The organism is Buttiauxella agrestis ATCC 33320 (assembly GCF_000735355.1).
GTDB classification, from domain to species: Bacteria; Pseudomonadota; Gammaproteobacteria; order Enterobacterales; family Enterobacteriaceae; genus Buttiauxella; species Buttiauxella agrestis.
In genome coordinates this window covers 74,318-99,123 of record NZ_JMPI01000029.1, presented here as the reverse complement: position 1 = coordinate 99,123, position 24,806 = coordinate 74,318, and the positions used below count along the sequence as shown (strand labels likewise).

At 49.9% G+C, this 24,806-nt stretch carries 26 protein-coding genes and 1 pseudogene; 14 read left to right on the top strand and 13 right to left on the bottom strand.

Annotated features, from left to right (window positions below):
- Positions 1-8: 8 nt before the first annotated feature.
- Positions 9-1,088, top strand: a complete 1,080-nt coding sequence (locus GBAG_RS09900) for an ABC transporter ATP-binding protein (RefSeq protein ID WP_034495576.1) — start codon at positions 9-11, stop codon at positions 1,086-1,088.
- Positions 1,089-1,156: 68 nt separating this feature from the next.
- Positions 1,157-2,068, top strand: coding sequence for an OmpG family monomeric porin (locus tag GBAG_RS09895; protein WP_034495572.1), 912 nt, complete (start codon positions 1,157-1,159; stop codon positions 2,066-2,068).
- An 80-nt stretch (positions 2,069-2,148) separates the two neighbouring features.
- Here the strand turns inward: GBAG_RS09895 and GBAG_RS09890 are convergent, their stop codons facing one another.
- Positions 2,149-3,159, bottom strand: a complete 1,011-nt coding sequence (locus GBAG_RS09890; RefSeq protein WP_034495570.1) for a LacI family DNA-binding transcriptional regulator — start codon at positions 3,157-3,159, stop codon at positions 2,149-2,151.
- 181 nt (positions 3,160-3,340) lie between these two features.
- Here GBAG_RS09890 and GBAG_RS09885 point away from each other — a divergent pair, with 181 nt between their 5' ends.
- From GBAG_RS09885 to tyrR, 3 genes are all read left to right on the top strand, one after another.
- Positions 3,341-4,738 (top strand): YcjX family GTP-binding protein, encoded by a 1,398-nt coding sequence (locus GBAG_RS09885; protein WP_034495568.1) that lies wholly within the window; start codon positions 3,341-3,343, stop codon positions 4,736-4,738.
- Positions 4,735-5,799 (top strand): YcjF family protein, encoded by a 1,065-nt coding sequence (locus GBAG_RS09880; RefSeq protein WP_034495565.1) that lies wholly within the window; start codon positions 4,735-4,737, stop codon positions 5,797-5,799. Before GBAG_RS09885 ends, GBAG_RS09880 begins: the two co-directional genes overlap by 4 nt.
- A 158-nt stretch (positions 5,800-5,957) precedes the next feature.
- The gene (tyrR, locus tag GBAG_RS09875) at positions 5,958-7,520 is read left to right on the top strand and encodes a transcriptional regulator TyrR (RefSeq protein WP_034495563.1); all 1,563 of its coding nucleotides are present in this window, start codon (positions 5,958-5,960) and stop codon (positions 7,518-7,520) included.
- Positions 7,521-7,554: 34 nt separating this feature from the next.
- Here tyrR and tpx read toward each other — a convergent pair whose 3' ends face one another.
- Complete coding sequence (gene tpx / locus GBAG_RS09870) at positions 7,555-8,061, bottom strand: thiol peroxidase (protein WP_034495560.1); 507 nt, start codon at positions 8,059-8,061, stop codon at positions 7,555-7,557.
- Between the two features lie 149 nt (positions 8,062-8,210).
- Between tpx and ycjG the strand changes: the two genes are divergently transcribed.
- Positions 8,211-9,176: an L-Ala-D/L-Glu epimerase gene (gene ycjG, locus GBAG_RS09865; RefSeq protein WP_034495557.1), complete on the top strand. Its 966-nt coding sequence runs from the start codon at positions 8,211-8,213 to the stop codon at positions 9,174-9,176.
- 5 nt (positions 9,177-9,181) lie between these two features.
- Here the strand turns inward: ycjG and mpaA are convergent, their stop codons facing one another.
- Positions 9,182-9,889, bottom strand: coding sequence for a murein tripeptide amidase MpaA (mpaA, locus tag GBAG_RS09860; protein WP_034495554.1), 708 nt, complete (start codon positions 9,887-9,889; stop codon positions 9,182-9,184).
- Positions 9,890-10,144: 255 nt separating this feature from the next.
- On the opposite strand from mpaA, the gene GBAG_RS09855 reads away from it, so the two are divergent.
- The gene (locus GBAG_RS09855; protein ID WP_034495550.1) at positions 10,145-11,764 is read left to right on the top strand and encodes a peptide ABC transporter substrate-binding protein; all 1,620 of its coding nucleotides are present in this window, start codon (positions 10,145-10,147) and stop codon (positions 11,762-11,764) included.
- A 52-nt stretch (positions 11,765-11,816) separates the two neighbouring features.
- Here GBAG_RS09855 and GBAG_RS22725 read toward each other — a convergent pair whose 3' ends face one another.
- Together GBAG_RS22725 and GBAG_RS09845 are read right to left on the bottom strand one after the other, a co-directional pair.
- A complete protein-coding gene (locus GBAG_RS22725; RefSeq protein ID WP_034495548.1) occupies positions 11,817-11,915 on the bottom strand; it encodes a YoaK family small membrane protein in 99 nt (32 codons plus the stop codon).
- A 7-nt stretch (positions 11,916-11,922) separates the two neighbouring features.
- Positions 11,923-13,017 (bottom strand): GGDEF domain-containing protein, encoded by a 1,095-nt coding sequence (locus tag GBAG_RS09845; protein WP_051873682.1) that lies wholly within the window; start codon positions 13,015-13,017, stop codon positions 11,923-11,925.
- A 217-nt stretch (positions 13,018-13,234) separates the two neighbouring features.
- Here GBAG_RS09845 and zntB point away from each other — a divergent pair, with 217 nt between their 5' ends.
- A complete protein-coding gene (gene zntB / locus GBAG_RS09840; RefSeq protein ID WP_034495542.1) occupies positions 13,235-14,218 on the top strand; it encodes a zinc transporter ZntB in 984 nt (327 codons plus the stop codon).
- A 267-nt stretch (positions 14,219-14,485) separates the two neighbouring features.
- Positions 14,486-14,638, top strand: coding sequence for a proline-rich small protein YnaL (ynaL, locus tag GBAG_RS22720; RefSeq protein WP_156104874.1), 153 nt, complete (start codon positions 14,486-14,488; stop codon positions 14,636-14,638).
- Positions 14,639-14,675: 37 nt separating this feature from the next.
- Here the strand turns inward: ynaL and ttcA are convergent, their stop codons facing one another.
- The 3 genes from ttcA to GBAG_RS09825 form a co-directional block, all read right to left on the bottom strand.
- Complete coding sequence (ttcA, locus tag GBAG_RS09835) at positions 14,676-15,611, bottom strand: tRNA 2-thiocytidine(32) synthetase TtcA (protein WP_034495539.1); 936 nt, start codon at positions 15,609-15,611, stop codon at positions 14,676-14,678.
- Between the two features lie 388 nt (positions 15,612-15,999).
- The gene (locus GBAG_RS23075; protein ID WP_232062578.1) at positions 16,000-16,368 is read right to left on the bottom strand and encodes a hypothetical protein; all 369 of its coding nucleotides are present in this window, start codon (positions 16,366-16,368) and stop codon (positions 16,000-16,002) included.
- Between the two features lie 237 nt (positions 16,369-16,605).
- A complete protein-coding gene (locus GBAG_RS09825; RefSeq protein WP_034495534.1) occupies positions 16,606-16,896 on the bottom strand; it encodes a Bor family protein in 291 nt (96 codons plus the stop codon).
- 330 nt (positions 16,897-17,226) lie between these two features.
- Between GBAG_RS09825 and dbpA the strand changes: the two genes are divergently transcribed.
- A complete protein-coding gene (gene dbpA, locus GBAG_RS09820) occupies positions 17,227-18,600 on the top strand; it encodes an ATP-dependent RNA helicase DbpA (RefSeq protein ID WP_034495531.1) in 1,374 nt (457 codons plus the stop codon).
- Between the two features lie 47 nt (positions 18,601-18,647).
- Here the strand turns inward: dbpA and gap are convergent, their stop codons facing one another.
- Positions 18,648-19,649 carry a type I glyceraldehyde-3-phosphate dehydrogenase gene (gap, locus tag GBAG_RS09815; protein WP_034495712.1) on the bottom strand — a complete coding sequence of 334 codons (1,002 nt, stop codon included), beginning with the start codon at positions 19,647-19,649 and terminating at the stop codon, positions 18,648-18,650.
- Between the two features lie 191 nt (positions 19,650-19,840).
- Here gap and cybB point away from each other — a divergent pair, with 191 nt between their 5' ends.
- The gene (gene cybB, locus GBAG_RS09810; RefSeq protein ID WP_034495529.1) at positions 19,841-20,371 is read left to right on the top strand and encodes a cytochrome b561; all 531 of its coding nucleotides are present in this window, start codon (positions 19,841-19,843) and stop codon (positions 20,369-20,371) included.
- 2 nt (positions 20,372-20,373) lie between these two features.
- Here cybB and GBAG_RS22715 read toward each other — a convergent pair whose 3' ends face one another.
- Entirely contained in the window at positions 20,374-20,655 is a 282-nt protein-coding gene (locus GBAG_RS22715) for a hypothetical protein (protein WP_034495711.1), read from the bottom strand.
- A 55-nt stretch (positions 20,656-20,710) separates the two neighbouring features.
- Between GBAG_RS22715 and GBAG_RS09800 the strand changes: the two are divergent.
- Positions 20,711-21,046: pseudogene (locus GBAG_RS09800) on the top strand (cupin domain-containing protein); the annotation flags it as partial.
- An 8-nt stretch (positions 21,047-21,054) separates the two neighbouring features.
- On the opposite strand, the gene cho reads toward GBAG_RS09800, so the two are convergent.
- Entirely contained in the window at positions 21,055-21,882 is an 828-nt protein-coding gene (cho, locus tag GBAG_RS09795; protein ID WP_034495526.1) for an excinuclease Cho, read from the bottom strand.
- Between the two features lie 236 nt (positions 21,883-22,118).
- On the opposite strand from cho, the gene GBAG_RS09790 reads away from it, so the two are divergent.
- The gene (locus GBAG_RS09790; protein WP_034495523.1) at positions 22,119-22,394 is read left to right on the top strand and encodes a metal/formaldehyde-sensitive transcriptional repressor; all 276 of its coding nucleotides are present in this window, start codon (positions 22,119-22,121) and stop codon (positions 22,392-22,394) included.
- 48 nt (positions 22,395-22,442) lie between these two features.
- Positions 22,443-23,561, top strand: coding sequence for an S-(hydroxymethyl)glutathione dehydrogenase/class III alcohol dehydrogenase (locus GBAG_RS09785; RefSeq protein ID WP_034495521.1), 1,119 nt, complete (start codon positions 22,443-22,445; stop codon positions 23,559-23,561).
- Between the two features lie 164 nt (positions 23,562-23,725).
- Here the strand turns inward: GBAG_RS09785 and GBAG_RS09780 are convergent, their stop codons facing one another.
- Both GBAG_RS09780 and GBAG_RS09775 read right to left on the bottom strand, forming a co-directional pair.
- Positions 23,726-23,971, bottom strand: a complete 246-nt coding sequence (locus tag GBAG_RS09780; RefSeq protein ID WP_051873681.1) for a DUF2554 family protein — start codon at positions 23,969-23,971, stop codon at positions 23,726-23,728.
- Positions 23,972-24,169: 198 nt separating this feature from the next.
- Entirely contained in the window at positions 24,170-24,499 is a 330-nt protein-coding gene (locus GBAG_RS09775) for an SMR family transporter (protein WP_034495516.1), read from the bottom strand.
- Between the last annotated feature and the right edge of the window lie 307 nt (positions 24,500-24,806).

Sequence of the window (24,806 nt, the reverse complement as noted above, 5' to 3'; positions counted from 1 at the left end):
AACACGTGATGGCACAACTCTCGTTGCAGCACATTCAGAAAATTTATAATAACCATGTTCATGTGGTGAAAGATTTCACCCTCGAAATCGAAGACAAAGAATTTATCGTCTTTGTGGGCCCCTCTGGCTGCGGAAAATCCACAACTTTACGCATGATTGCCGGGCTTGAGGAGATTAGCGGCGGCGAACTGCTGATTGACGGCGTATGCATGAACGATGTTCCTGCAAAATCGCGCGGTATCGCCATGGTGTTCCAAAACTACGCGCTATACCCGCATATGTCGGTCTACGACAACATGGCATTTGGCCTGAAAATGCAGAAACTGGATGCCAAAATAATTGATGAACGCGTGCAGTGGGCAGCTTCAATTCTGGGGTTGAAAACCTATCTGGATCGCAAACCGGCGGCTCTTTCCGGCGGGCAACGCCAGCGTGTCGCGTTGGGGCGCGCCATTGTGCGCGAAGCGGGCGTGTTCCTGATGGACGAACCGCTGTCGAATCTGGATGCCCGGCTGCGCGTACAAATGCGTGCGGAAATCAGCAAATTGCATCAAAAGCTGAACACCACCATGATTTACGTCACTCATGATCAAACCGAAGCCATGACAATGGCGACGCGTATCGTGATTATGAAAGACGGAATTATTCAGCAGGTCGGGGCGCCTAAAACCGTTTATAACCATCCCGCTAATATGTTTGTTGCCGGTTTTATTGGTTCGCCATCCATGAATTTCATTCGCGGTACGTTGGATAACGGCCATTTTGTTACCGAAACGCTGAAACTGGCGATACCCGAAGATAAATATGCGGCATTAAAGCTCGCGGACTACCAGCATAAACCAGTGATATTGGGGATTCGGCCGGAAGATATTTTGCCATCACCAAAAGAAGAGGGGATTGATGCACATATTACGGTTGCCGAACTCACCGGAGCTGAATTTATGTTATATGCCACAGTGGGCGGGCATGAATTAACGCTACGAGCCAATTCAGATGTTGATTATCGGGCGGCGCAAAATATAAAAATCACCTTTGACATGAATAAAAGTCATTTTTTTGACGCTGAAACCGAATGCACCATTAACTAAATAATTAATACCGTACCCTGCCGGGAAGTTACTCCCGGCTTCATAGTTGTTTTTGACAAGGAAATCAAATGAAAAAAATTATACAATGCGCAGCGCTTATTGCCTGTGCCGGGCCTCTCTATGTTCATTCCGCAGAAGTTGATGCATGGCATTACAATATTGGTGCCATGTACGAAATAGAAAACGTGGAAGGGCAGGCTGACGATAAAGACGGGCTTTATGAGCCATCGGTCTATTTCAATGCCAGCTACGGGGCGTGGACCCTCTCGATGACGATGTATCAGGAAGGTTCTGCTGACTATAGTAATTTTACGCGTGGCACTTATTTTAATCGTCCTGAATTAGATATTCGCTATCAGATTGTTGATAATGATGCATGGTCATTGGGTTTCACCGGGGGCCTTCGTAATTATGGTTATCACTTTAAAAATGATGACGGATCTAATAATGGAACAGCTAATACCCAACGTTATAAATTCCAGCCTGACTGGAATGTGAATATCAACAATGACTGGAGCTTTAGCGGTTGGTTAGCCTACTATCGTTTTGATAACGATCTTGACCAAACCGGGTACTCTGATAGCCGCATTGAAACGGAAACTGGATTTACCTGGAAAATCAATGAAACCGTTTCTGTGCGCACTAACTATTATTTGGAACGTGGATTTAACACCGAAAGCGATAAAAATAACGGTGAGTTCTCAACGCAGGAAATCCGCGCTTACCTGCCGATTGCTTTAGGGAATACCACCTTAACGCCTTATACCCGACTGGGGCTGGATCGCTGGACAAACTGGGACTGGTCTGAAGATATTTATCGCGAAGACCACGACTATAACCGCCTGGGTCTGCTCTATGCTTACGATTTCCAGAACGGCCTGTCAATGACGCTGGAATATGCCTACGAATGGGAAAACCATGACGAGGGTGAGAACGATACGTTCCATTACGCGGGCGTTGGTGTGAATTACGCGTTCTGAGTTATATGCAATTCAACTGGCGGGCGCAATCCCGCCAATTGCGCTAGCATGGTAAACCTAATTCACCCGCCTTATTCAGATCAAGTAATAGAGTCTGTCAAAGATATTGTTGTCGGAATGATTGTTCTGCCCGGAGCTGCTTTCCCTGTTATTTTATCAAACAACAAGGCACTGCCTGCGGTACCTAATTCAAGTGTCGGCACTTCGATTCCACCTGGCGGTGGGGAAAGTAAAAAACTGAGCATATCATTGCTATAACCCACAACAGATAATTGCTCGGGTATTTTGATTCCTTTTTCTTGTGCGATACGGTAAATGCTCATTAGCTTCAGGCTATCTGTGGCAAATATGGCTTCCGGGATATTCTCCCCGCTTAATAATTTTTGCGCTGCCTCAAGTGCCGTTTCATTGGTATATCCACCATCGACGATCCATTCATCAGGCAGGTTAATATCTTGCTGACGCAGGCAATCTTTAAAGCCAGCAAGGCGGTCGACCGAAACATGATAATCGAGCGGGGCATGCAGACAGGCAATCTTACGATGCCCTTTATTGAGCAGTGTTTGTGTCAGCGCGATACTGTCGTGGTAATTATCGGTATCGACGGAACAAACATGCTTGAATTCACCGTCGACTTTACCAATCACAACCACCGGAATAGCGTACTGATCTAACTCTTCAAAAAATGATTCATCGGTCGGTGAACTGAGCATAATTATGCCCTTAATCATTTTCTGTTTGATTTTACTGACGCACTTTTGCAGATCTTCTTTACTATTTTTGGATGTTTGCAAAATGACGTCAAAACCTTCCAGTTCTGCGCGAGCGGTAATTGCGTGCAACACTTCAGAGAAAAAGGGATTTCCCGCCGTGGTTTTGGTCGAGCGCGTGGAGATCACCATAATCGCATCAAAGCCAGAAGACGTTAGCCCTCGGGCTAATTTATTCGGCTGATAATTTAACTCTTCAATCGCTTTTAAAACACGTTCGAGCGCTTCCGGTGAAATATTGGTTTGCTTATTGAGCACGCGCGATACGGTGGATTTGGAAACATTCGCCAAGCGGGCAATATCATAAATGGTGGGCGACATGACTGAACCGGTCCTGTTCTGCGCCAAAAGATAACGCATATTACTGAACACGTAACGGGCTGTCTATTGCCGATGCGTCAGTGTAAATAGGTGTAAAATGATTCTATGTCCTTTGATTTATCACCATTTACCCCCATAACCTTTCTCATTAAAGTCACAGATGGGTGCTGCCAGGACGCATATGAACAGAATCAAGAATGAACTGAATGCCCTGATGAACCGGGGCGTAGACCGGCATTTACGCCTTGCCGTAACGGGTTTAAGCCGCAGTGGTAAGACGGCTTTTATCACCGCGATGGTGAATCAATTATTGAGCGTGCATAACGGTGCACGTTTGCCGTTACTAAACGCAGTGCGCGAAGAGCGTCTGCTGGGCGTCAAGCGTGTGCCGCAGCGCGATTTAGGCATTCAGCGTTTTACCTATGATGAAGGACTGGCGCAGCTTTATGGCTCCCCGCCGAGTTGGCCGACGCCGACGCGTGGGGTGAGCGAAATGCGCCTGGCGCTGCGTTATCGCTCTAACGATTCGCTGCTGCGTCACTTTAAAGACACCTCGACGTTGTACCTGGAAATTGTTGATTACCCTGGTGAGTGGCTGCTGGACTTGCCGATGCTGGCGCAAAATTACCTCACCTGGTCGCGTCAGATGACCAGTTTACTGACGGGCGATCGCGGCGAGTGGTCAGCACAGTGGCGTACATTGTGTGAAGGGTTAGACCCGCTCGCGCCTGCCGATGAAAACCGACTGGCAGAAATATCTGAAGCCTGGACGGATTACCTGCTGCGTTGCAAGCGTGAAGGTTTGCACTTTATCCAGCCGGGGCGTTTTGTGCTGCCCGGTGATATGGCGGGAGCCCCCGCGCTGCAATTCTTCCCGTGGCCGGATGTGGACGCCATCGGCGAGTCAAAACTTGCTCAGGCTGATAAAACCACCAACATCGGTATGCTGCGCACGCGCTTTGATTACTACTGCGACAAAGTGGTTAAAGGGTTTTATAAGAACCATTTCCTTAAATTTGACCGTCAGATTGTGCTGGTGGATTGCCTGCAACCGCTCAACAGCGGCCCGCAAGCATTTAACGACATGCGTCTGGCGCTCACGCAACTGATGCAAAGTTTCCATTACGGCCAGCGCACGCTGTTCCGCCGCCTGTTTTCGCCGGTTATCGACAAGCTGTTATTTGCCGCCACCAAGGCCGATCATGTCACCGTCGACCAACACGCCAACATGGTCGCGCTGCTTCAACAACTGGTGCAGGACGCCTGGCAAAATGCCGCGTTCGAAGGTATCGACATGGATTGCATGGGGCTTGCATCGGTGCAGGCGACGCAAAGCGGCCTGGTCGATGTGCGCGGAGAACAAATCCCGGCCTTACGCGGCAATCGTTTAAATGATGGCGAGCCGTTAACGGTTTATCCCGGCGAAGTGCCTGCGCGTTTACCGGGCAGCGCATTCTGGGAAAAACAGGGTTTTCAGTTTGAACAGTTCCGCCCACAGGTGATGGATGTGGACAGGCCGATGCCGCACATTCGCATGGATGCGGCGCTGGAGTTTTTAATCGGGGATAAATTGCGATGAACGAACCATTAAAACCGCGTATCGATTTTGCGCAACCGCTGGATGTGGAAAAAGCAGATACCTACAAAGCGCCGCACGCTTTTAGCGAGCCAGAGGCCGAAAAATTTACGCCTGCGCTCATTACTTTAGACGACGTTGAAGACGATGGGCAGGCAGAAGCCGTCATTGAAGCGGCGTTGCGCCCGAAACGCAGCCTGTGGCGGCGCATGGTCCAGGTTGGTCTGGGTCTGTTTGGTGTCAGCGTCGTGGCGCAGGGCATCCAATGGACGCACAACGCTTATGTTACGCAGGACTGGATTGCCCTCGGCGGTGGCATCGCTGGCGGGCTGATTATAGCCGCCGGGGTCGGTTCTGTGGCAACAGAGTGGCGGCGTTTATGGCGCTTGCGCCAGCGTGCAGAAGAACGAGATGAAGCCCGTGAATTAATGCACAGCCATGGCATGGGTAAGGGGAAAGCCTTCTGTGAAAAGCTGGCTCGCCAGGCCGGGCTGGATCATGGTCATCCGGCGTTGCAACGCTGGTACGCCGCGATTCACGAAACACAAAACGACCGCGAAGTGGTGGAGCTGTATGCCCGATTAGTTCAGCCGGTGCTGGATAACCAGGCGCGTCGGGAGATCAGCCGTTCTGCCGCTGAATCCACGCTGATGATTGCCGTCAGCCCATTGGCTATGGTGGATATGGCATTTATTGCCTGGCGAAATTTGCGTCTGATTAACCGTATTGCCACGGTGTATGGCATTGAGTTGGGCTACTACAGCCGGATTCGCCTGTTCCGCCTGGTTTTGCTGAATATAGCCTTTGCCGGAGCCAGCGAACTGGTGCGCGAAGTGGGGATGGACTGGATAGGCCAGGATCTCGCCGCAAGGCTTTCAACACGTGCGGCGCAAGGGATTGGAGCCGGTTTACTGACTGCGCGTTTAGGGATTAAAGCGATGGAACTTTGCCGCCCATTACCGTGGATTGAGAATGATAAACCGCGTTTAGGTGATTTCCGTAAGCAGTTGCTGGTTCAGCTCAAAGAGACAATGAGTAAAAGCAAAACCCGCCCTGTCGAGTAACTCACAAACAGTGCCGTGAGCATTTTGCTTTACGGCATTGCTCCTATTCAGCGACTTATCTGTCAACTTTTCTTCACACATCTCTTCTGACCATTCGTTATCTGGAGTATCATCACTTCACCCAATGACTCAGCTTATTGCAATTGAAGGACACATCCATGCGTCTGGAAGTTTTTTGCCAGGACCGTCTTGGTCTTACCCGTGAATTACTTGATTTACTGGTGCTGCGCAGTATTGATTTGCGCGGTATCGAAATTGATCCCATTGGGCGAATCTACCTGAATTTCTCTACTCTCGACTTCGATACATTCAGCAGTCTGATGGCTGAAATTCGTCGCATCCCGGGAGTGACGGACGTGCGTACCGTGCCGTGGATGCCGTCCGAGCGCGAACATCGTGCGTTAAGCGCCTTGCTTGAAGCGCTGCCTGAACCAGTGCTGTCGCTGGATATGAAAAGCAAAGTGGAGCTGGCGAATCCGGCGAGCTGTGCACTGTTCGGCCAAAACGAAGACAAGTTGCGTAACCATAACGCCGCGAGCCTGGTGAACGGTTTTAACTTTATGCGTTGGCTGGAAAGTGCGCCGACGGAATCTCATACCGAACACGTGGTGATTAACGGGCAGAATTTCCTGATGGAAATCACGCCGGTTCATCTTGATAGCGAAAACGAAGGCGCGACGTTAGTCGGCGCGGTGGTGATGCTGCGTTCAACGGTCCGCATGGGGCGCCAGCTCCAGAACCTCTCTAATACCGATGTTGGCGCGTTTAGCCAGATTGTCGCTGTCAGCCCGAAAATGCGCCATGTGGTTGATCAGGCACATAAACTGGCATTGCTGAATGCACCGCTGCTGATTGTGGGTGATACCGGAACCGGTAAAGATTTGCTGGCTCATGCTTGCCATCTTGGCAGTCCACGGGCGCAGAAACCGTATCTGGCACTCAATTGCGGCTCGATGCCGGATGACGTGGTTGAAAGCGAATTGTTTGGCCATGCACCAGGCGCATACGCCAATGCTGTCGAAGGTAAAAAGGGCTTCTTCGAGCAGGCCAACGGTGGCTCAGTTTTGCTGGATGAGATCGGCGAAATGTCGCCGCGTATGCAGACAAAACTGCTGCGTTTCCTCAACGACGGGACATTCCGCCGCGTGGGCGAGGAACATGAAGTTCATGTTGATGTGCGCGTGATTTGTGCGACGCAAAAGAACCTGATTGAAATGGTTCAAAAAGGCGAATTCCGTGAAGATCTCTATTATCGCCTGAACGTCCTCACGCTGAATTTGCCGCCGCTGCGTGACCGCCCGCAAGATATCATGCCGCTGACCGAGCTGTTTGTGGCCCGTTTTGCCGATGAGCAAGGTGTTCCGCGTCCAAAACTGGCCAATGACTTAAGTAATGTGTTAACGCGTTATGGTTGGCCGGGCAACGTGCGTCAGTTAAAGAATGCTATCTACCGCGCATTAACCCAACTGGAAGGGTACGAGTTACGTCCGCAAGACATTTTGCTGCCAGATTTTGATACGGCGAGTTTAGTGGTTGGGGAAGAAGCAATGGAAGGGTCGCTGGATGATATTACCAGCCGCTTTGAGCGTTCGGTGCTCACACAGCTTTATCGTACTTATCCAAGTACGCGTAAGTTGGCTAAACGTTTGGGCGTTTCGCACACCGCGATTGCGAACAAATTACGTGAATACGGCCTGAGCCAGCGTAAAACAGAAGAGTAACCAATATGCCCCCGGTTCACGGGGGCATTCACACTTAAGCCTTCAGAGCTTCCAGTGCTGCGGCATAATCTGGCTCATTAGTGATTTCGTTCACTAACTCGCTGAATACCACTTCGTCTTTCTCATTAAGAACCACTACGGCACGAGCCGTCAGGCCTTTCAGTGCGCCTTCAGAAATACCCACACCGTACGCTTGCTGGAACTCTGGGTTACGCAGAGTAGACAGTGTGACAACATTGCTCAGGCCTTCTGCGCCGCAGAAGCGAGATTGTGCAAATGGCAGGTCAGCGGAAACACACAGTACAACGGTGTTATCCATTTCTGTCGCCAGTTGGTTGAATTTGCGCACGGAAGCCGCACAAACGCCGGTATCAATGCTTGGGAAAATGTTCAGGACTTTACGTTTTCCATCGAACTGGCTCAGAGTAACGTCAGACAGATCTTTAGCTACCAGTGAGAAAGCTTCAGCTTTGTTGCCAGCTTGTGGGATCTGACCTGCAACCGCTACAGGGTTGCCCTGGAAATGAACGATTTGTGACATGTTTGATTTTCCTTTTTACATATAATTAACGCCGCCGACAGTGTATGTCAGTATTCATCATCTGAATATAAAAAACTGATACTGCAAGTAAAAGTGTTCTCTGGCTATACTCTGGCAACGATAAAAACAACGACGACAGGCAAAAAATAATGAGAACAGTCAAGGTTTACCAGGAAGCGTGGCCCCTCCATACACCGTTTGTGATTTCACGTGGTAGACGCAGCGAAGCGGTAGTTGTGGTGGTCGAATTGGAAGAAGACGGCATTAAAGCGGTGGGTGAGTGCACCCCGTATCCGCGCTATGGCGAGAGTGTGGAATCGGTGCTGGCGCAAATCACCACGGTGATTCCCCAGTTGGAAAAAGGAATGACGCGTGCGCAACTGCAAGATGCACTCACGGCGGGCGCTGCGCGTAATGCCATTGATAGCGCATTGTGGGATTTAGAAGCCCGACGCAAACAACGGACGCTTTCTCATATTGCTGGGGTCGAACTCCCGGAACTGGTGACCACGGCACAAACCGTCGGTATTGCCGAACCTGAACAAATGGCGGCCGCCGCGAAACTGCTGTGGGATAAAGGCGCGCGTCTGTTAAAGGTTAAAATTGACGACCGACTCATTACCGAGCGCATGGTGGCGATTCGTGCCGCCGTGCCAGAGGCAGTGATTATCGTTGATGCCAATGAAGCCTGGAAAAGTGACGGCCTGGCGGCGCGTTGCCAGTTACTCGCCGATCTGAATGTGGCGATGCTTGAACAGCCGCTGCCTGCCGGGCAGGACAGTGCGCTGGCGAATTTCATCCATCCATTGCCTATTTGCGCGGATGAGAGTTGCCATACTCGTGAAAGCCTTGCCGGGCTGAAAGGGCGCTACGAAATGGTGAACGTGAAGCTGGATAAAACCGGTGGTTTAACCGAAGCGTTGGCCTTAACGCAGGCCGCTCGCGAAGCAGGATTTGATGTGATGTTGGGCTGTATGTTGTGTACATCCAGAGCTATCGCCGCCGCTTTACCGCTGGCGGCGAAAGTCCGTTTCGCCGATCTCGATGGCCCAACCTGGCTTGCGGTGGATGTTGAACCCGGTTTGCACTTTGAAACCGGGAAACTTTATCCGTAAGACTTTTATTTTTGCCAGTGCAGTAAGCCCATCATGGCATCCAGATACCGCTCACTCGCTTCGTCAGCCGAGATGGGCGGGAATTCTGCGGTAATACAAGGTAGGCCTAAATCGGCACACCAACTGCCAAATGACCCTGGAGTTTCATAGCCCACACTGGTCACTAACGGCAACGCAAACTCTTTCGCAAGCCATGCGCCAAGCGGCGAATTATCGGGATCTTCAATACAGCCTAACGGATCGTGGAAAGAGACAATCCATGCAGGTTGTAACGTATGAATCAGCTGACATAACGCAGCAGTTTCTGGCTCAGAACCGGGCTTGTTGCCGGTCGATAACACCACGTCGCGTGCATCGGCACTGCTGTTCCAGCGATAAACGGTTTCGCCAGATTTCCAGTTTGCCGCCGGGAAATTACGATTTAAATCCACACCGTTGGCATTAGCGCGTAAACCCAGTTGGCAACCGTCAGGATTCACCGCCAGCACAACGTGATGACGGCGGTGTTTGGGTTCCAGGGTGCGCAGTGCGCAAGACAACGTGACCATGGCCGCATTTTCATCGCCATGCGTGCCTGCAATGATTAAGCCGCTGCGTTGTTCACTCGGTGCGGCCGGGAACCAGATAAGCGGCGCGCCAAACACAGATTTGCCATAACGCTCGGAGCCTTTCGGCAAATGACCGCGTTGTGAACGTGGGCGGTGGGCTGACATAGCATTCCTTAAATCGACTCAGATTTTTAATGCTGATAGTAATAGCAGTGATTTAAAAAAAACTCATCTGAAACAATCTCCTGTCAGACCAGTTCATCCTTTGCGCCGATATTCACAAAAACCCCGCCGGGAGGCGATTTTCGTCACGTTATTTATTTTTGTTATTGGCAAAACAGTTGATTGCGTTACATTGTTTGTCTGTCACTGGCGTGAGCGTAGTGCTGGCCCAAACAAAATTATTCATAAGGGTAAAACATGAAAAAGCGTTTTTTGACTACTTGTTGCGCATTAGCCATTGCCAGCCTCTTTTCTAATGCCTGGGCGGCGGATGTCCCTGCTGGCACTAAACTCGCGGCTGACCAAACACTGGTTCGTCATATTAAAGATGAACCGGCTTCTCTTGATCCCGCCAAAGCCGTTGGGTTGCCAGAAATTCAGGTGATCCGTGATTTGTTTGAAGGCCTGGTTAACCAGAACGAAAAAGGGCAGCTCGAACCCGGTGTCGCCACCAAATGGCAAAGTAATGACAACCGTACCTGGACATTTACCCTGCGCGACAACGCGCGCTGGTCTGATGGCTCACCGGTTACCGCACAAGATTTCGTTTATAGCTGGCAGCGTTTGGTTGATCCGAAAAACACCTCACCATTTGCCTGGTTCGCCGCCCTTGCTGGCATCAACAATGCGCAAGCCATTATTGATGGCAAAATGCCTGCGGATAAACTGGGCGTGACGGCGGTTGATGATAGAACGCTGCGCATTAATCTCGATAAGCCCGTACCATACTTCCCGAATCTGACCGCTAACTTCTCGCTCTATCCGGTGCCAAAAGCAGTGGTTGAGAAATTCGGCAATGACTGGACCAAACCTGGCAACCTGGTTGGCAACGGGGCGTATGCGCTGAAAGATCGCATCGTGAACGAAAAACTGGTGGCGGTGCAGAATAAAAATTACTGGGATAACAGCAAAACGGTCATCACCGAGGTGACATTCATTCCTATCAACCAGGAATCTTCGGCCACCAAGCGTTATCTGGCGGGAGACATTGATATCACTGAGTCATTCCCGAAAAACCTCTATCAAAAATTATTGAAAGATATTCCGGGGCAAGTTTATACCCCGCCACAGTTGGGCACCTATTATTACGCCTTTAACACCCAGAAAGGCCCGACGGCTGACGCGCGCGTGCGTCTTGCCCTGAGCATGTCGATTGACCGTCATATCATGGCTGAAAAGGTATTGGGCACAGGTGAGAAACCGGCATGGCGCTTTACGCCAGATGTGACGGCGGGCTTTACGCCAGAGCCTTCACCATTTGAGCAAATGAGCCAGGAAGAAGCCAACGCTCAGGCTAAAACACTGCTGCAAGCGGCAGGCTATGGCCCGAACAAACCGCTTAAATTAACGCTGCTGTATAACACGTCTGAAAACCATCAGAAGATTGCGATTGCAGTGGCATCAATGTGGAAGAAAAATCTTGGTGTGGATGTGAAGCTACAAAACCAAGAATGGAAAACGTACATTGATAGCCGCAACACCGGTAACTTCGATGTAATTCGTGCTTCGTGGGTGGGGGATTACAACGAGCCTTCGACGTTCCTGTCGCTGTTAACTTCAACGCACAGCGGTAATATTTCGCGCTTCAACTCCCCGGAATATGACAAAGTTCTGGAGCAGGCAAGCCTGGAAACAACTGATGCCGCGCGTAATAAAGATTACAATCAGGCGGAAAAAATCCTCCAGGAAAAAGCCCCGATCGCACCGATTTACCAGTACACCAATGGTCGCTTAATCAAGCCATGGCTGAAAGGGTATCCGATTAATAACCCTGAAGATGTTGCTTACAGCCGTACCATGTATATCGTGGCGCATTAATTAAACTTAGATCTTAAAGGCCCTGACTTGCATCAGGGCCTTTTTTGTTTCATCACGAAACAGAAGTGGCGTAACCCCCGACAATAAACCAGGTGATAAACACGATTGCGGCCACGATGATGGCTATTGGGAACAAAACGCCAATTTTCATTTTCTTCTCATTCTTCAGTATGGAAAAGTTGCCACTGGTTCCGGCCTTGTTCTTTGGCCTGATACAGCGCCGCATCAGCTTGCGCAATCAGTCGCGTAGCAGACATGCCCGGCTCCCAAATCGCGATACCGAGACTCATTGTGACGTAGGGTAATACAAGCGACCCGGCATGGGGAATCGCCAGTGCTTTTAAGTTCTGTTGGATGCGTTCTGCCACCTCAATCGCCTGCTGCGCAGGGGTATCAGGAAGCAGCACAATAAACTCCTCGCCTCCAAACCGCGCCGCAACATCTTGTGTCGAACGAACTGCATCTTCAAGGCATTTAGCGACTTTTATCAGGCATTCATCACCGGCCTGATGACCGTAATGGTCGTTATATTTTTTGAAGTGATCGACGTCTAACATAATCACTGACAGCGGCGAGTTGCATTGTTCCTCACGTTGCAGCGCTTTATCCAGCAACAGATGGAACACCCGTCGATTGGCAATCCCGGTTAACGGATCGCGGTTAGCCAGCGTTTGTAACTGTGTTATCAAATCTCTGTTTTCATGCTCACGGCGGACGGCCAGAATAAACCAACCGCACAAAATCCGGCGGCCCGACTCAAACAAGCCAGCCAGCAGGATATACAACAGCGCATTAAGCACCGTGAGGTCGGAAGGATAAACAAAATTACAAATCAGAATCACCACCCAAATGGGCAGGGTGAAACTCAGTAAAACGCGGGTATCAAAATAGAGTGAAATCAGCGCGGTGAAAATCAGCAACGCAGCGAAGGGGAACACAATCCGCGAATCGCCGCTGGCAATGAAGATGTAAAAACAACACACCCAAAGAGCGCTGATGCCCAGTAATGCCCCGTGCAGGCACTTACTCAGCCACTCGGCGTGTTGATCGGGGGCCATTCGCAAAAGGAAAATCACCGAAGACGAGATGGCGAGTATCAACCCCATAAGCAGTTCTAGCACGGGATATGATTGGGTGATGCTGGCGATTTGTTTTATCGGCGAAAAGTAGTGTCGGCCTAAAATAAATAAGCAGAACAATAAGTTAATCCACAAAAACCAGACACCACTGATTGTGATTGCGCGTTGCCGCATGACCTTTAGGCGAAAATCTAAATTGGTGTAAGTTCTGCGTACGTCTAGCAAACATCATCTCCGTATGCCCTGGTGGCATTGCTGTATCTGAAAAACAACAGAAATGTAACATTTTTTATTGAGCAAATTCAGGAAGTTTGCCTATTTTTCCGAGTTACATAACAAAAGAAGACGGCTAGACTGACAACAGAAATGTGGCAATACGTGGAGAAATGCTTTGGAAACCATTAAAGGGCACGATTTAAAAGTGCCGGACGCCGTATTAGCCTGGCAACTCGATGGCAATGGCGGCGTCAAAACCATCGAAGATAATGACACTATCGATGCTGCACATCCTGGTTGGCTGCATTTAAATTATACCCATTCCGATAGCGCAAACTGGCTGGCGACCACACCTTTACTGCCCAATTATGCCCGCGATGCGCTGGCCGGCGAAAGTTTGCGCCCGCGTGTGACGCGCATTGGCGAAGGGACGCTCATCACGTTGCGCTGCATCAACGGTAGTACCGATGAACGCCCAGACCAACTCGTCGCAATGCGGTTATACATCGACGAACGGCTTATTGTCTCAACGCGTCAGCGCCGGGTACTGGCGCTCGATGACGTGGTGAATGACCTCAAAGAGGGCGCAGGTCCGGCCGATACGGGCGGTTGGCTGGTGGATGTTTGCGACGCGCTGACTGACCATGCCAGCGAGTTTATTGAACAGTTGCATGACAAAATTATTGATCTCGAAGATAACTTGCTCGATCAACAAATCCCTCCCCGAGGTTTTCTGGCTTTACTGCGTAAACAGCTGATTGTGATGCGCCGTTATATGGCGCCGCAGCGGGATGTCTATGCACGTCTTTCGAGTGAGCGACTGCCGTGGATGACCGATGATCACCGTCGTCGGATGCAGGATATTTCCGACAGGTTAGGGCGCGGGCTTGATGAAATCGACGCCTGTATTGCGCGTACTGCTGTGATGGCAGATGAAATCGCCCAGGTGATGCAGGAAGCGATGGGGCGTCGCACCTATACCATGTCATTAATGGCGATGGTTTTCTTGCCAAGCACGTTTTTGACGGGGCTATTTGGTGTGAATTTAGGCGGCATTCCAGGCGGCGGCTGGCATTTTGGTTTTAGCCTGTTTTGCATCATGTTGGTGGTTCTTATTGGTGGTGTTGCCTGGTGGTTACATCGCAGTAAATGGCTGTAAAATTTAACATTTTTAACAAAGCGCTTACTAAAAAAGACTGCGATAATTGAGCCAGGTCAATAACTGGAACGACGGTTCAAGGCACTATCTCTCTCGCAGGTGAATGCAACGTCAAGCGATGGGCGTTGCGCTCCATATTGTCTTACTTCCTTTTTTAGAATTACTGCATAGCACAATTGATTCGTACGAGCCGACTATTAGTCGGCTTTTTTTTGTCTGCGATTTGTTGTCTATGCTTAAAGGGAAGGAACAAAACTGGAGGCCATAATGACTTTTTATCGAAGCTTATTCATGAGCGACCCGACATTCCCGAGCGAACCCACGCCTGTGCCCGATCCAATTCCCAGGCCGCAGCCGATACCCGACCCGCCGCTTGATCCCGATCCAAAACCGATTATCGACCCGCCGCCGCACATGTGAAGGTTTCCCTCTCCGTTGCCGGAGAGGGATGATGTGACTATTTTATTTCGAGGATATCGAGGCGTTGCACAGGGGAATCACTGTCTTCGTCTTCTGGCTGCCAGCCAACAGGCTGCATAGGCAACTCTTCGCGGTCGAACGCTAAATCGCCACCGTCTACAACTTCCGCACCGTGCTTCAGGCCTTTGAAATCAAACAGCGTGGTATCGCACATATGCGAAGGCACCACATTTTGCATCGCGCTGAACATGGTTTCGATACGGCCAGGATAACGTTTATCCCAGTCGCGCAGCATCTCGCCAATCACCTGGCGCTGGAGGTTTGGCTGCGAACCACACAGGTTGCACGGAATAATCGGGTATTCACGCGCGATGGCGAAACGCTCAATGTCTTTCTCGCGGCAGTAGGCCAGCGGGCGAATCACAATGTGCTTGCCGTCATCGCTCATCAGTTTTGGTGGCATGCCTTTCATTTTGCCGCCGTAGAACATATTCAGGAACATCGTCTGAAGAATGTCATCGCGATGGTGGCCAAGGGCAATTTTCGTTGCCCCTAACTCGGTTGCGGTGCGATAGAGAATGCCACGGCGCAAACGAGAGCAGAGCGAACAGGTGGTTTTCCCTTCTGGAATCTTGTCTTTTACGATGCCGTAAGTGTTTTCTTCGACAATTTTGTACTCAACACCAATGCTTTCCAGGTACGCAGGCAGAATGTGCTCAGGGAAACCGGGTTGCTTCTGGTCGAGGTTAACTGCCACCAGGCTGAAATTGATCGGCGCGCTCTGCTGCAAATTACGCAGAATTTCCAGCATGGTGTAGCTGTCTTTGCCACCGGACAGGCAAACCATAATGCGATCGCCTTCTACAATCATGTTGTAATCAGCGATAGCTTCGCCCACGTTACGACGCAGACGTTTCTGTAATTTGTTCAGGTTGTATTGTTCTTTTTTAGTAACTTCTTGTTTATCTTGCATTTAGTTGACGCTCTAACTCGAAAAGGGGCACCGCAGGGGCATAGCCATGCTACATGGCGTGTATGGTACGGATTGCGGCGACGAAAGTCAGCACGAAATGAAGTAAAAAGCGTTTCTCAATGGCGTGGTTTTAAAGAGATTAAAATAAGTTTGCCCTATTAAAACCATATTTATTGCATGGATAATTTCACTTATGTATTATGCGCCGCCGGCCAATCTATATAATCTTCATGTGATTATGAAATGAAGGGTCAGGCATGCGTTAAAAACCGCCACTAGCTCATCGGGAAGAGCGGCAACCTCAGTGTTGTAGTACGGGGTTCGAGGCTCCGGTGGCGGACCAAAACAAAATCACTTTTAGCGACACTCTTTGCTTCACACAATCCCGTTATGCATCTGGTTTTTCATAGCGCGGCAACTGCGTAATCTCATAGGTACTTGTGCTCAGCACGACGCAACGATCTGGCTCAGGATTGCCGGAATAAAACATGAAGTAGGTCTGTTTCCCCGGGAAGAACACCAGGTCATCTCCATTTTGAAACCGTGTGACGCGGAAAGGGACATCATTCTGGGTTTTGTTCTGTCTGACTCCGGAGGCAACCTGAAAGTGTTCGTCCCATTTCATCGTCGTGAGACTGTAAGCAAAACGCGAAATCACCATATTTTCACGCATTGAGCATGATAGTCGGGTTGCTGTGGCGGCAAATACAGAAGAATGAACGAGGCCTAAAAGGCTTAATAAAAGAACAAATTTCATGAGACACCTTGTCATCTAATGTAGGTAACAGGAGGGTAACATGAATCGCCATAGAATTTAAATTTGCGCAATTCATATTGTTTAGATGATTTATCTAATGAAATTGAAGGTTCGTGGAACTCAAAACCGAGGAGGGATATATTCGCAGGCGGGTATTAATTCGGGGAGGGTTTAACTTGAGTAAGAATTTAGTAAATTAAAATATTTAAAGCCAGTGCATAACACTGGCTATTTAACTTACTTAGAGCAATAAACGCGTGCATCACGTGGGGTATAAATACCAAACGTGATAAAGCCGAGGAAACCGTCAGCAAACGTCTGCTGAACTTCTGTACGCACAACTTTATCCGCACCGCCACATACCGCCGCCGCATCAACAGTTTTGGTTTGGCCAATACCGCTTACAAAGAAGTGATGTGTCGTGGTTTGCTGTGGTTTCTCAGCAATTTCTTTATTAATAGTGAATGTTTGCTGCGCGCAGCCAGATAAAACCAGAGAAGCAACAGCTGCTATCATTAACTTTTTCATAACAATCCCTTTTTTATTTGTAGTAACCGCGCGCAGAATCGCATTGTAATTATTAATAAGAAATCCGACCAGTTATTCGTATGAGAATTATCTCAGCATTGTTTTGGGTTTGTTTATATCGCATCAAATTAGACGATTTGGATTAACCTTTATCGATCAATTGAAAGATTTAATACTGGAGTAATGACAACCAGGGCAAATCAGATCTTATCGCAGCGTGCGGCTTGAAATGGCAGTGCTAATTTGCTGGAAACTGCCGCGTTACAGCGACGAATCTGCTAATATGCGCGCCAGACGCTGTCTGACAGCCCATTAATTGAGAGTATAACTGTGACATCTTTTTCTACCCTAAACGTTCTGCCTGCAGAACAACTCGCCAACCTCACCGAACTTGGTTATCACACCATGACGCCTGTTCAGGCGGCTGCATTACCCGCGATTCTGGCTGGGAAAGATGTCCGCGCACAGGCGAAAACCGGCAGTGGTAAAACCGCTGCATTTGGTCTGGGTTTACTGCAACACATTGACGCGAGTCAGTTTATTACTCAGTCGCTGGTATTGTGCCCGACTCGTGAGCTGGCTGATCAGGTGGCAAAAGAATTACGCCGCCTTGCGCGCTATATGCCGAATATTAAAGTGCTCACGCTTTGTGGCGGTCAGCCGTTTGGCGCTCAGCGCGATTCGCTGCAACATGCTCCGCATGTGATTGTCGCAACGCCAGGCCGTTTGCTGGATCACCTGAAAAAAGAGACCGTCAAGCTCGATGCCTTGCAAACGCTGGTGCTGGACGAAGCAGACCGCATGCTGGATATGGGATTTGCTGACGCCATTGACGAAGTGATTAGCCATGCGCCGCAAGATCGCCAGACCCTGCTTTTCTCTGCTACCTGGCCGACGGCTATTGCATCAATCAGCTCCCGCGTGCAGCGTTCGCCAGAAACCATCGAAATTGATTCCGTAGATGAATTGCCTTCTGTAGAGCAGCAGTTCTATGAAATCTCCCGCAGTGGCAAAATTAGCCTGTTGCAGAAACTTCTCAGCAAGCATCAACCTGCGTCTTGCGTCGTCTTCTGTAACACCAAGAAAGATTGCCAGGCCGTTTGTGATGCGCTAACCGAAAGTAACCAAAGCGTGCTGGCGCTGCATGGCGACATGGAACAGCGCGATCGCGATCAAACGCTGGTGCGTTTTGCCAACGGCAGTAGCCGCGTGCTGGTCGCAACGGATGTTGCAGCGCGTGGCCTGGACATCAAAGCACTGGAAATGGTGATTAACTACGAACTCTCCTGGGACCCGGAAGTTCACGTTCACCGCATTGGTCGTACCGCTCGTGCTGGCGAAAGTGGCCTGGCAATTAGCCTATGTGCGCCGGAAGAAGCCCAGCGTGCCAGCGTGTTAGCTGAGATGTTGAACTTGTCTTTGAGCTGGCAGCCCGCGCCTACGGCCGGAAGCATCAAACCGCTGGAAGCGACTATGGCGACGTTGTGCATCGACGGCGGCAAAAAAGCGAAAATGCGTCCGGGTGATATTCTCGGTGCGTTGACCGGTGATTTGGGGCTGGATGGCGCAGATATCGGCAAAATTGATGTCCACCCGATGCACGTTTATGTCGCGATCCGTGAGTCTGTAGCGCGTCATGCGTGGAAGCAATTGCAGAGCGGTAAAATTAAAGGCAAATCGGTTAAAGTGCGTTTGCTGAAGTAAGTTTTTAACACCGCTCCCTGCAACATTAGGGCAGGGAGCGGTTAATTCTATTCCTGCGCGACCGCATCCAGTACCCGCACCAACTGCGTGACGAAACCGTACTCGTTATCGTACCAGGCCACGGTTTTAACCAGTTGCAAATCACCCACTTCAGTCACTTCCGTCTGCGTGGCATCAAACACCGAACCAAAATTCGTGCCGACAATATCGGACGACACAATTTCCTCGTCGGTGTAGCCAAACGATTCGTTGCCGTCGGTCGCTTTTTTCAGCGCCGCATTAATCTCCTCGACCGTTACCTTCTTATCAAGAATCGACACTAATTCAGTGACCGAACCGGTCAGCGTTGGCACACGTTGCGCGTGGCCTTTGAGTTTGCCCTGAAGTTCAGGGATCACCAGACCAATGGCTTTTGCCGCGCCGGTTGTATGCGGAATGATATTTTGCGCTGCCGCACGCGAAGCGCGCAGATCTTTGCCTCGCGGGCCATCTACCAGCGATTGCGTGCCGGTGTAAGCATGGATAGTGGTCATGGTGCCGACCTTAATCCCAAAGTTGTCGTGCAGCGCTTTTGCCATTGGCGCGAGGCAATTGGTGGTGCAGGAAGCGACGGAAAGAATTTTATCTTCCGGGGTAATCGTGTTGCAGTTGACGTTAAAGACGATGGTTTTCATGTTGCCAGCAGGGGCGGAGATCAGCACTTTCTTCGCTCCGGCATCCAGATGTGCGCTGGCTTTTTCCTCGGAGGTATAGAAACCGGTGCATTCGATGACTATCTCAACGCCGACTTTTCCCCAGGGAATGTTTTTGGCGTCTTTCTCGGCATACACCGCAATTTTTTTGCCGTTCACAATTAACGCATCGTCGGTGTAATCCACCGAGCCGTTGAAATTGCGGTAACTGGAGTCGTGTTTTAACAAATAAGCCAGCACTTCAGGCGAGGTGAGATCGTTGATAGCAACAATTTCAACTTCACTTTTGGTTTCAAGAACACGGCGTAACACCAGGCGACCTATACGACCAAAGCCATTGATACCGATCTTTTTCATGACGCGGACCTCACTTTTAATCATGGAAAGTAGCTGAATTCTTAATCAACTGTAGTGATAGTCCATAAATGAAGGGGCCGCAAACCCAGGCCTGGCGAGGAAATGTTGCGGTAATTCACCTGATGTTAATGATTTTCTAAGTATTTGCCGTTATCCTGGAAAAAATCATTGTGACTATGCAGGACACCTTAATGCGAAGCAAATACACCTCGTTACAGATAACACTTCATTGGCTGGTATTTTTATTGATAGTGGGGGCTTATTGCGCCATGGAACTGAAAGGTTTTGCGCCGCGTTCGTATCGGCCCATTTTTAACGCGACCCATGTAACCTGCGGGATCAGCGTCTTTATTTTGATGATTTCGCGCCTGCTGGTGCGAATTAAGTATCGCGCTCCCGCCATCACGCCCAAGCCACACCCCGCGATTACCGGGATGTCGCACCTGGTGCATACGATTATCTATCTGATGTTTATCGTGTTACCGATTCTGGGATTCATGACGGTGTACTTCAAAGGCAGCGACTGGTCGGTGTTGGGGATCCCGATGCCACACGCCGTTGAGCCGGATGAAGACATGGAATTCAACATCAAAAGTTACCACGAACTGCTCGCCAACATCGGCTACTTCGTGATTGGCATTCATGCTTTCGCCGCGTTGTTTCATCATTACGTCTGGAAAGACAACACGCTGCTGCGCATGATGCCTGGCAAAAAAGAGTGATCTCAGGCCACGCCGAACTGGCGCAAAGTAGCCGTGATTGCCGCTGAAATAATGATCACTGCAATAAGTGGGACTTTGCGCCAGGCAAGAAACACGGCAATCGCCACGCCCGTAACGCGGGCTATGCCAGAAAAATGATCGTTCTCGTAAAAAGTAGTGGCGATGGCGACCGAAAAAAGCAGTACCGTCGCCGCATCCAGACCGATGGTTTCCGGTGCGGGTAACAGTTTACCCACCGCACTGCCCAGCAGCGTTCCAAGCGGCCAGAAGAGCGCCACGCCAATCCCGCATAACCAATATGCCGCCTTATGCGCCTCGGGCGTTTTCTGCGATAAACCAAACACCACGCAGGTTATTCGTAAAGGGGAAGGGACGAAAGTAGTGTCTGAGCGTGCAGATTACCAGGCGATTTTGCTGGCGACATGCCCACCAGGTGCGCGGCGCGATGTGTATCTTTTAATGGCGCAACCGGGCGAAGAGCGGCGTTCGCATCCGCATCCAGCAGGGTCAGTTGAACATATTATTATCACGCAAGGCAAAGCGCTGGTCGGCACACTGGACAACGCGCATCAGCTTGAGGCGGGGGATTACATTTGTTATCCCGCTGATGAGGAACATTTATTTAAGGCGCTGGAAGCCGATACCATGGCGGTGATGGTTTCCGAGCAAAACTAAAAAATAACTCAATCCAGTTCAACAATATTCAGGCCGTCTTGCCCAAATACGTAACGGCAGAGGATTTTGTAACTGTCGCGGTCAAAATGTGTTGTGGGCGTGATCATTGATTTTCCTGATTCCAGAGACTGAGCCGTCCCCAGATATAACCAGTTATTCAGGATATGGTATTCAGTGAGCGCGCCTGATTTCTCTTCTATTGCGATGCGCCCGGGATAAGGCCAACTGCGAACTCGTAACGACTCAAGCGAATCTCTGAGTCGTTGCTGATGGTTTTCCAGCGTCTCTTGCCCGCAACATGCGCCTGCACATTTCTTCAATGAGAAACGAAAGCACGCTCTTCCCTGTGTTAATTTTTCCAGCCCCAGTGCGCCATAGCAAAGCCGTTCCTGATCCGCTAACTCTCTTATCTGATCGATAGCCGCATGCCGGGTTTTAAACAGGCCAAACAAATCTGGCGCATGCGTGAAATCAGTTTCATTGCTGAAAACAAATTGCGTGGTTTTCTCGGTAATGCGCAGGGAACACAGTTTACGAGCTACCCGTAATCTCTTATTAAACAATGGGCTTTGGTTTTTTATCAGTTGCGATTCAAGCAGCAGGGCACCAATTTCACCGATGGTTTCATGAAAACCAATGTCAGTGGTCATATGCAGCAATTTCGCTTCCGATTGCGTTCTGAAATGTGCCAGAACACGGTTGCGGATGTTGATACTCTTCCCGATATAGAGCGGGAAGGTTTGATCCGAACCATAAAAAATATACACGCCGGGACGCGACGGAAGTGTTTCAAGGGTATGCCGGAGATGTTCAGGATATTGATACTGTAGGGTCATGCTTGAGTCAGATAATTCTCTTCACAGCGGGAAATAGCGCATCCACTTGCAATATCGCAGTCTTTGCATGAGTTTTAACCAGGTTATCGTAATGCTCATTTTGTGGACTTGCAACACTGGACACCCGCGTCGTCTATGGTTTTATTAGCAGATAAGCAGATAAGCAGATAAGCAGATTGTTAGCGAAACGCGATAAAACAATGTACCATACCCCCCTATAGTATCAGGAGGTCAAAATGCCCCATTCACCTGAAGACAAAAAACGCATTCTGACTCGCGTGCGGCGTATTCGTGGCCAGACAGAAGCGCTGGAGCGCGCGCTGGATAGCGGCGAGCCATGTATCGCTATCTTGCAACAAATCGCCGCCGTACGCGGGGCCGCGAATGGCCTGATGGCCGAAATGATGGAAATCCATCTTAAAGATGAACTGGTCGCGGGGGAAACCTCCGAGGATCAGCGTGCGCTGCGCATGGCAGAAGTCGGCCATTTAATTCGCTCTTATCTAAAATAGCGCTTATCTAAAATAACATTCACTCTCACCTGACGACGGAAGAAGAATATGAAATCACGTGCTGCAGTTGCATTTGGCCCAGGCAAACCGCTTGAAATCGTTGAAATTGACGTAGCGCCGCCACAAAAAGGCGAAGTGCTAGTGAAAATTACCCATACCGGCGTGTGCCATACCGATGCGTTTACTTTATCTGGCGACGATCCTGAAGGCGTATTCCCGGCGGTGTTAGGCCACGAAGGCGGCGGGATTGTGGTTGAAGTGGGCGAGGGCGTCACCAGCCTGAAACCCGGTGACCATGTCATTCCGTTGTACACCGCAGAATGTCGCGAGTGTAAATTCTGCAAGTCTGGAAAAACTAACCTTTGCCAGGCGGTCCGCGCTACGCAGGGCAAAGGCTTAATGCCAGACGGCACCACGCGTTTCTCCTACAACGGCGAGCCGATTTATCACTATATGGGCACCAGTACCTTCAGCGAATACACTGTGGTTGCTGAAATTTCACTGGCAAAAGTCAACGAGCAGGCCCCGTTAGATAAAGTTTGCCTGCTGGGTTGCGGCGTCACCACCGGTATCGGTGCGGTGCACAACACGGCAAAAGTGAAAGAGGGCGATACCGTTGCTGTCTTTGGTCTGGGCGGCATAGGTCTGGCGGTTATTCAGGGCGCGGTGCAGGCAAAAGCCGGACGTATTCTGGCTATCGATACCAATCCTGAGAAATTCAAACTGGCGACCGAAATGGGCGCGACCGACTGCATCAACCCGAAAGATCACGAAAAACCTATTCAGGACGTGATCGTGGAGTTGACGGACGGCGGCGTAGATTTCAGCTTTGAATGTATTGGCAACGTGAATGTTATGCGTTCCGCGCTGGAATGCTGCCACAAAGGCTGGGGCGAAAGCGTCATCATTGGCGTTGCGGGTGCGGGTCAGGAAATCAAAACCCGTCCATTCCAGTTGGTCACAGGCCGTGTGTGGCGCGGTTCAGCGTTCGGTGGCGTCAAAGGGCGCACGCAGTTGCCGGGTATGGTAGAAGATGCGATGGCGGGCAGAATCAATCTCGACCCGTTTATCACGCACCGTATGCCGCTTGAGCAAATCAACGAGGCGTTCGACCTGATGCACGAAGGGAAATCTATTCGTACTGTGATTCATTTCGGCGACAAATAAACCCTCATCTGGCCCTTACTGATTTCGCCGCAAAGCGAGTCGGTAAGGGTTTTTACCCCTCCAGTTCCCCGCCATTTTCTCTCATCCAGTGTGCTAAAGGTTTCACAACTCTGGCCGCGCCTCGACGTTTTCGCTTGCGCGCACGCTTTCCGGCGAAAAGCGAATTACAGTTGATGCGTACCAGGCCGCCGCTCGTTGACGTGATAATAAAATTCACGGAAATCGGCGGCGGAATCTTCAGCTGCCTGGCGCAATTCGTCGCTGTCTGCCTGGTGGCGCAACAGCATATCGGCACTTTTCACCACCAGGTACAGGTGTCCATGCGTTTGCGCTGTGGTCTGGCCGGAAAACAATGCCGCGCCGACCAACAGCAAAATCATCCCCAGTTTTGACCTCAATTGCTTAACCATTCCAGCCCACCTCATTAACGTGACGGGCTAAATGTATAGATAATTTCGTCTGGCGACTATTCAACTTTTCGAAAGTTAGCAAAAGAATTGTCAGTTATGTAAAAGGCTCAACAGTTAAAATTTGGTTTACGGTTGGTTAATAATTGGTATGCGATGCTCGCGCGTTTTGCCGGGAGCATCGACGGTAAAAAGAGGGGATTAGTGAGCGACAGATTTTGAAAAAAGATTGACAACTAACACGCCAATAATGATCAGCGCCATTCCCGCAATCGCTGGCCAGTCGAGTTTCTGCCCCAAAAATATCCAGCCCACCGCCCCAATTAATACAATTCCTGCCCCGGACCAAATCGCATAAATCACTCCAGTCGGAATAGTGCGCATCGTTACCGACAGGCAATAAAACGCCACGCCATAAAAGACAATCGTGATAACGCTTGGCCATAAACGAGTAAAGCCTTCAGAAAGTTTTAGCGAAGTCGTCGCGATGACTTCAGCGACAATCGCCACAATTAGCCAGATATACGTCATGTCAGTTTCTCCCTCGAGTTCAGGCCGCCAATGTAAAGATCAAAGTGATTTCTGGCAATAATTGCGGCGCATAGTCATCAATAATTCTCATTAAAATCACGAGTGCTAAACGTCCTGTAACAATTGTAAATGTCAGTTGAAAACACTGGCTTTGTTGTTAATGATACAATTTCTGTGATTGTAAATAAGCGAAATATTAGTTTTATATTCTTTATGTATTTAAATTCTTACATTATGATACCGGTAACATGTGAGGCCCTAATGTGTATTCGTCAGACCTCCTGTGGATGACAGCACTGGGTTTCAC

Coding starts and splice junctions, on each gene's coding strand:
- GBAG_RS09825 (WP_034495534.1), bottom strand. CDS start 16,896: ATGAAAAAGTTAATGATAGCAGCTGTTGCTTCTCTGGTTTTATCTGGC.
- GBAG_RS09780 (WP_051873681.1), bottom strand. CDS start 23,971: ATGGTTAAGCAATTGAGGTCAAAACTGGGGATGATTTTGCTGTTGGTC.
- ttcA (WP_034495539.1), bottom strand. CDS start 15,611: ATGCAAGATAAACAAGAAGTTACTAAAAAAGAACAATACAACCTGAAC.
- GBAG_RS09775 (WP_034495516.1), bottom strand. CDS start 24,499: ATGACGTATATCTGGCTAATTGTGGCGATTGTCGCTGAAGTCATCGCG.
- GBAG_RS09845 (WP_051873682.1), bottom strand. CDS start 13,017: ATGCGGCAACGCGCAATCACAATCAGTGGTGTCTGGTTTTTGTGGATT.
- GBAG_RS09890 (WP_034495570.1), bottom strand. CDS start 3,159: ATGTCGCCCACCATTTATGATATTGCCCGCTTGGCGAATGTTTCCAAA.
- cybB (WP_034495529.1), top strand. CDS start 19,841: ATGCGAAGCAAATACACCTCGTTACAGATAACACTTCATTGGCTGGTA.
- GBAG_RS09790 (WP_034495523.1), top strand. CDS start 22,119: ATGCCCCATTCACCTGAAGACAAAAAACGCATTCTGACTCGCGTGCGG.
- GBAG_RS09885 (WP_034495568.1), top strand. CDS start 3,341: ATGAACAGAATCAAGAATGAACTGAATGCCCTGATGAACCGGGGCGTA.
- ycjG (WP_034495557.1), top strand. CDS start 8,211: ATGAGAACAGTCAAGGTTTACCAGGAAGCGTGGCCCCTCCATACACCG.
- gap (WP_034495712.1), bottom strand. CDS start 19,649: ATGAAAAAGATCGGTATCAATGGCTTTGGTCGTATAGGTCGCCTGGTG.
- cho (WP_034495526.1), bottom strand. CDS start 21,882: ATGACCCTACAGTATCAATATCCTGAACATCTCCGGCATACCCTTGAA.
- GBAG_RS09785 (WP_034495521.1), top strand. CDS start 22,443: ATGAAATCACGTGCTGCAGTTGCATTTGGCCCAGGCAAACCGCTTGAA.
- GBAG_RS09880 (WP_034495565.1), top strand. CDS start 4,735: ATGAACGAACCATTAAAACCGCGTATCGATTTTGCGCAACCGCTGGAT.
- GBAG_RS09855 (WP_034495550.1), top strand. CDS start 10,145: ATGAAAAAGCGTTTTTTGACTACTTGTTGCGCATTAGCCATTGCCAGC.
- ynaL (WP_156104874.1), top strand. CDS start 14,486: ATGACTTTTTATCGAAGCTTATTCATGAGCGACCCGACATTCCCGAGC.
- tyrR (WP_034495563.1), top strand. CDS start 5,958: ATGCGTCTGGAAGTTTTTTGCCAGGACCGTCTTGGTCTTACCCGTGAA.
- GBAG_RS09900 (WP_034495576.1), top strand. CDS start 9: ATGGCACAACTCTCGTTGCAGCACATTCAGAAAATTTATAATAACCAT.
- mpaA (WP_034495554.1), bottom strand. CDS start 9,889: ATGTCAGCCCACCGCCCACGTTCACAACGCGGTCATTTGCCGAAAGGC.
- GBAG_RS23075 (WP_232062578.1), bottom strand. CDS start 16,368: ATGAAATTTGTTCTTTTATTAAGCCTTTTAGGCCTCGTTCATTCTTCT.
- GBAG_RS22725 (WP_034495548.1), bottom strand. CDS start 11,915: ATGAAAATTGGCGTTTTGTTCCCAATAGCCATCATCGTGGCCGCAATC.
- GBAG_RS09895 (WP_034495572.1), top strand. CDS start 1,157: ATGAAAAAAATTATACAATGCGCAGCGCTTATTGCCTGTGCCGGGCCT.
- tpx (WP_034495560.1), bottom strand. CDS start 8,061: ATGTCACAAATCGTTCATTTCCAGGGCAACCCTGTAGCGGTTGCAGGT.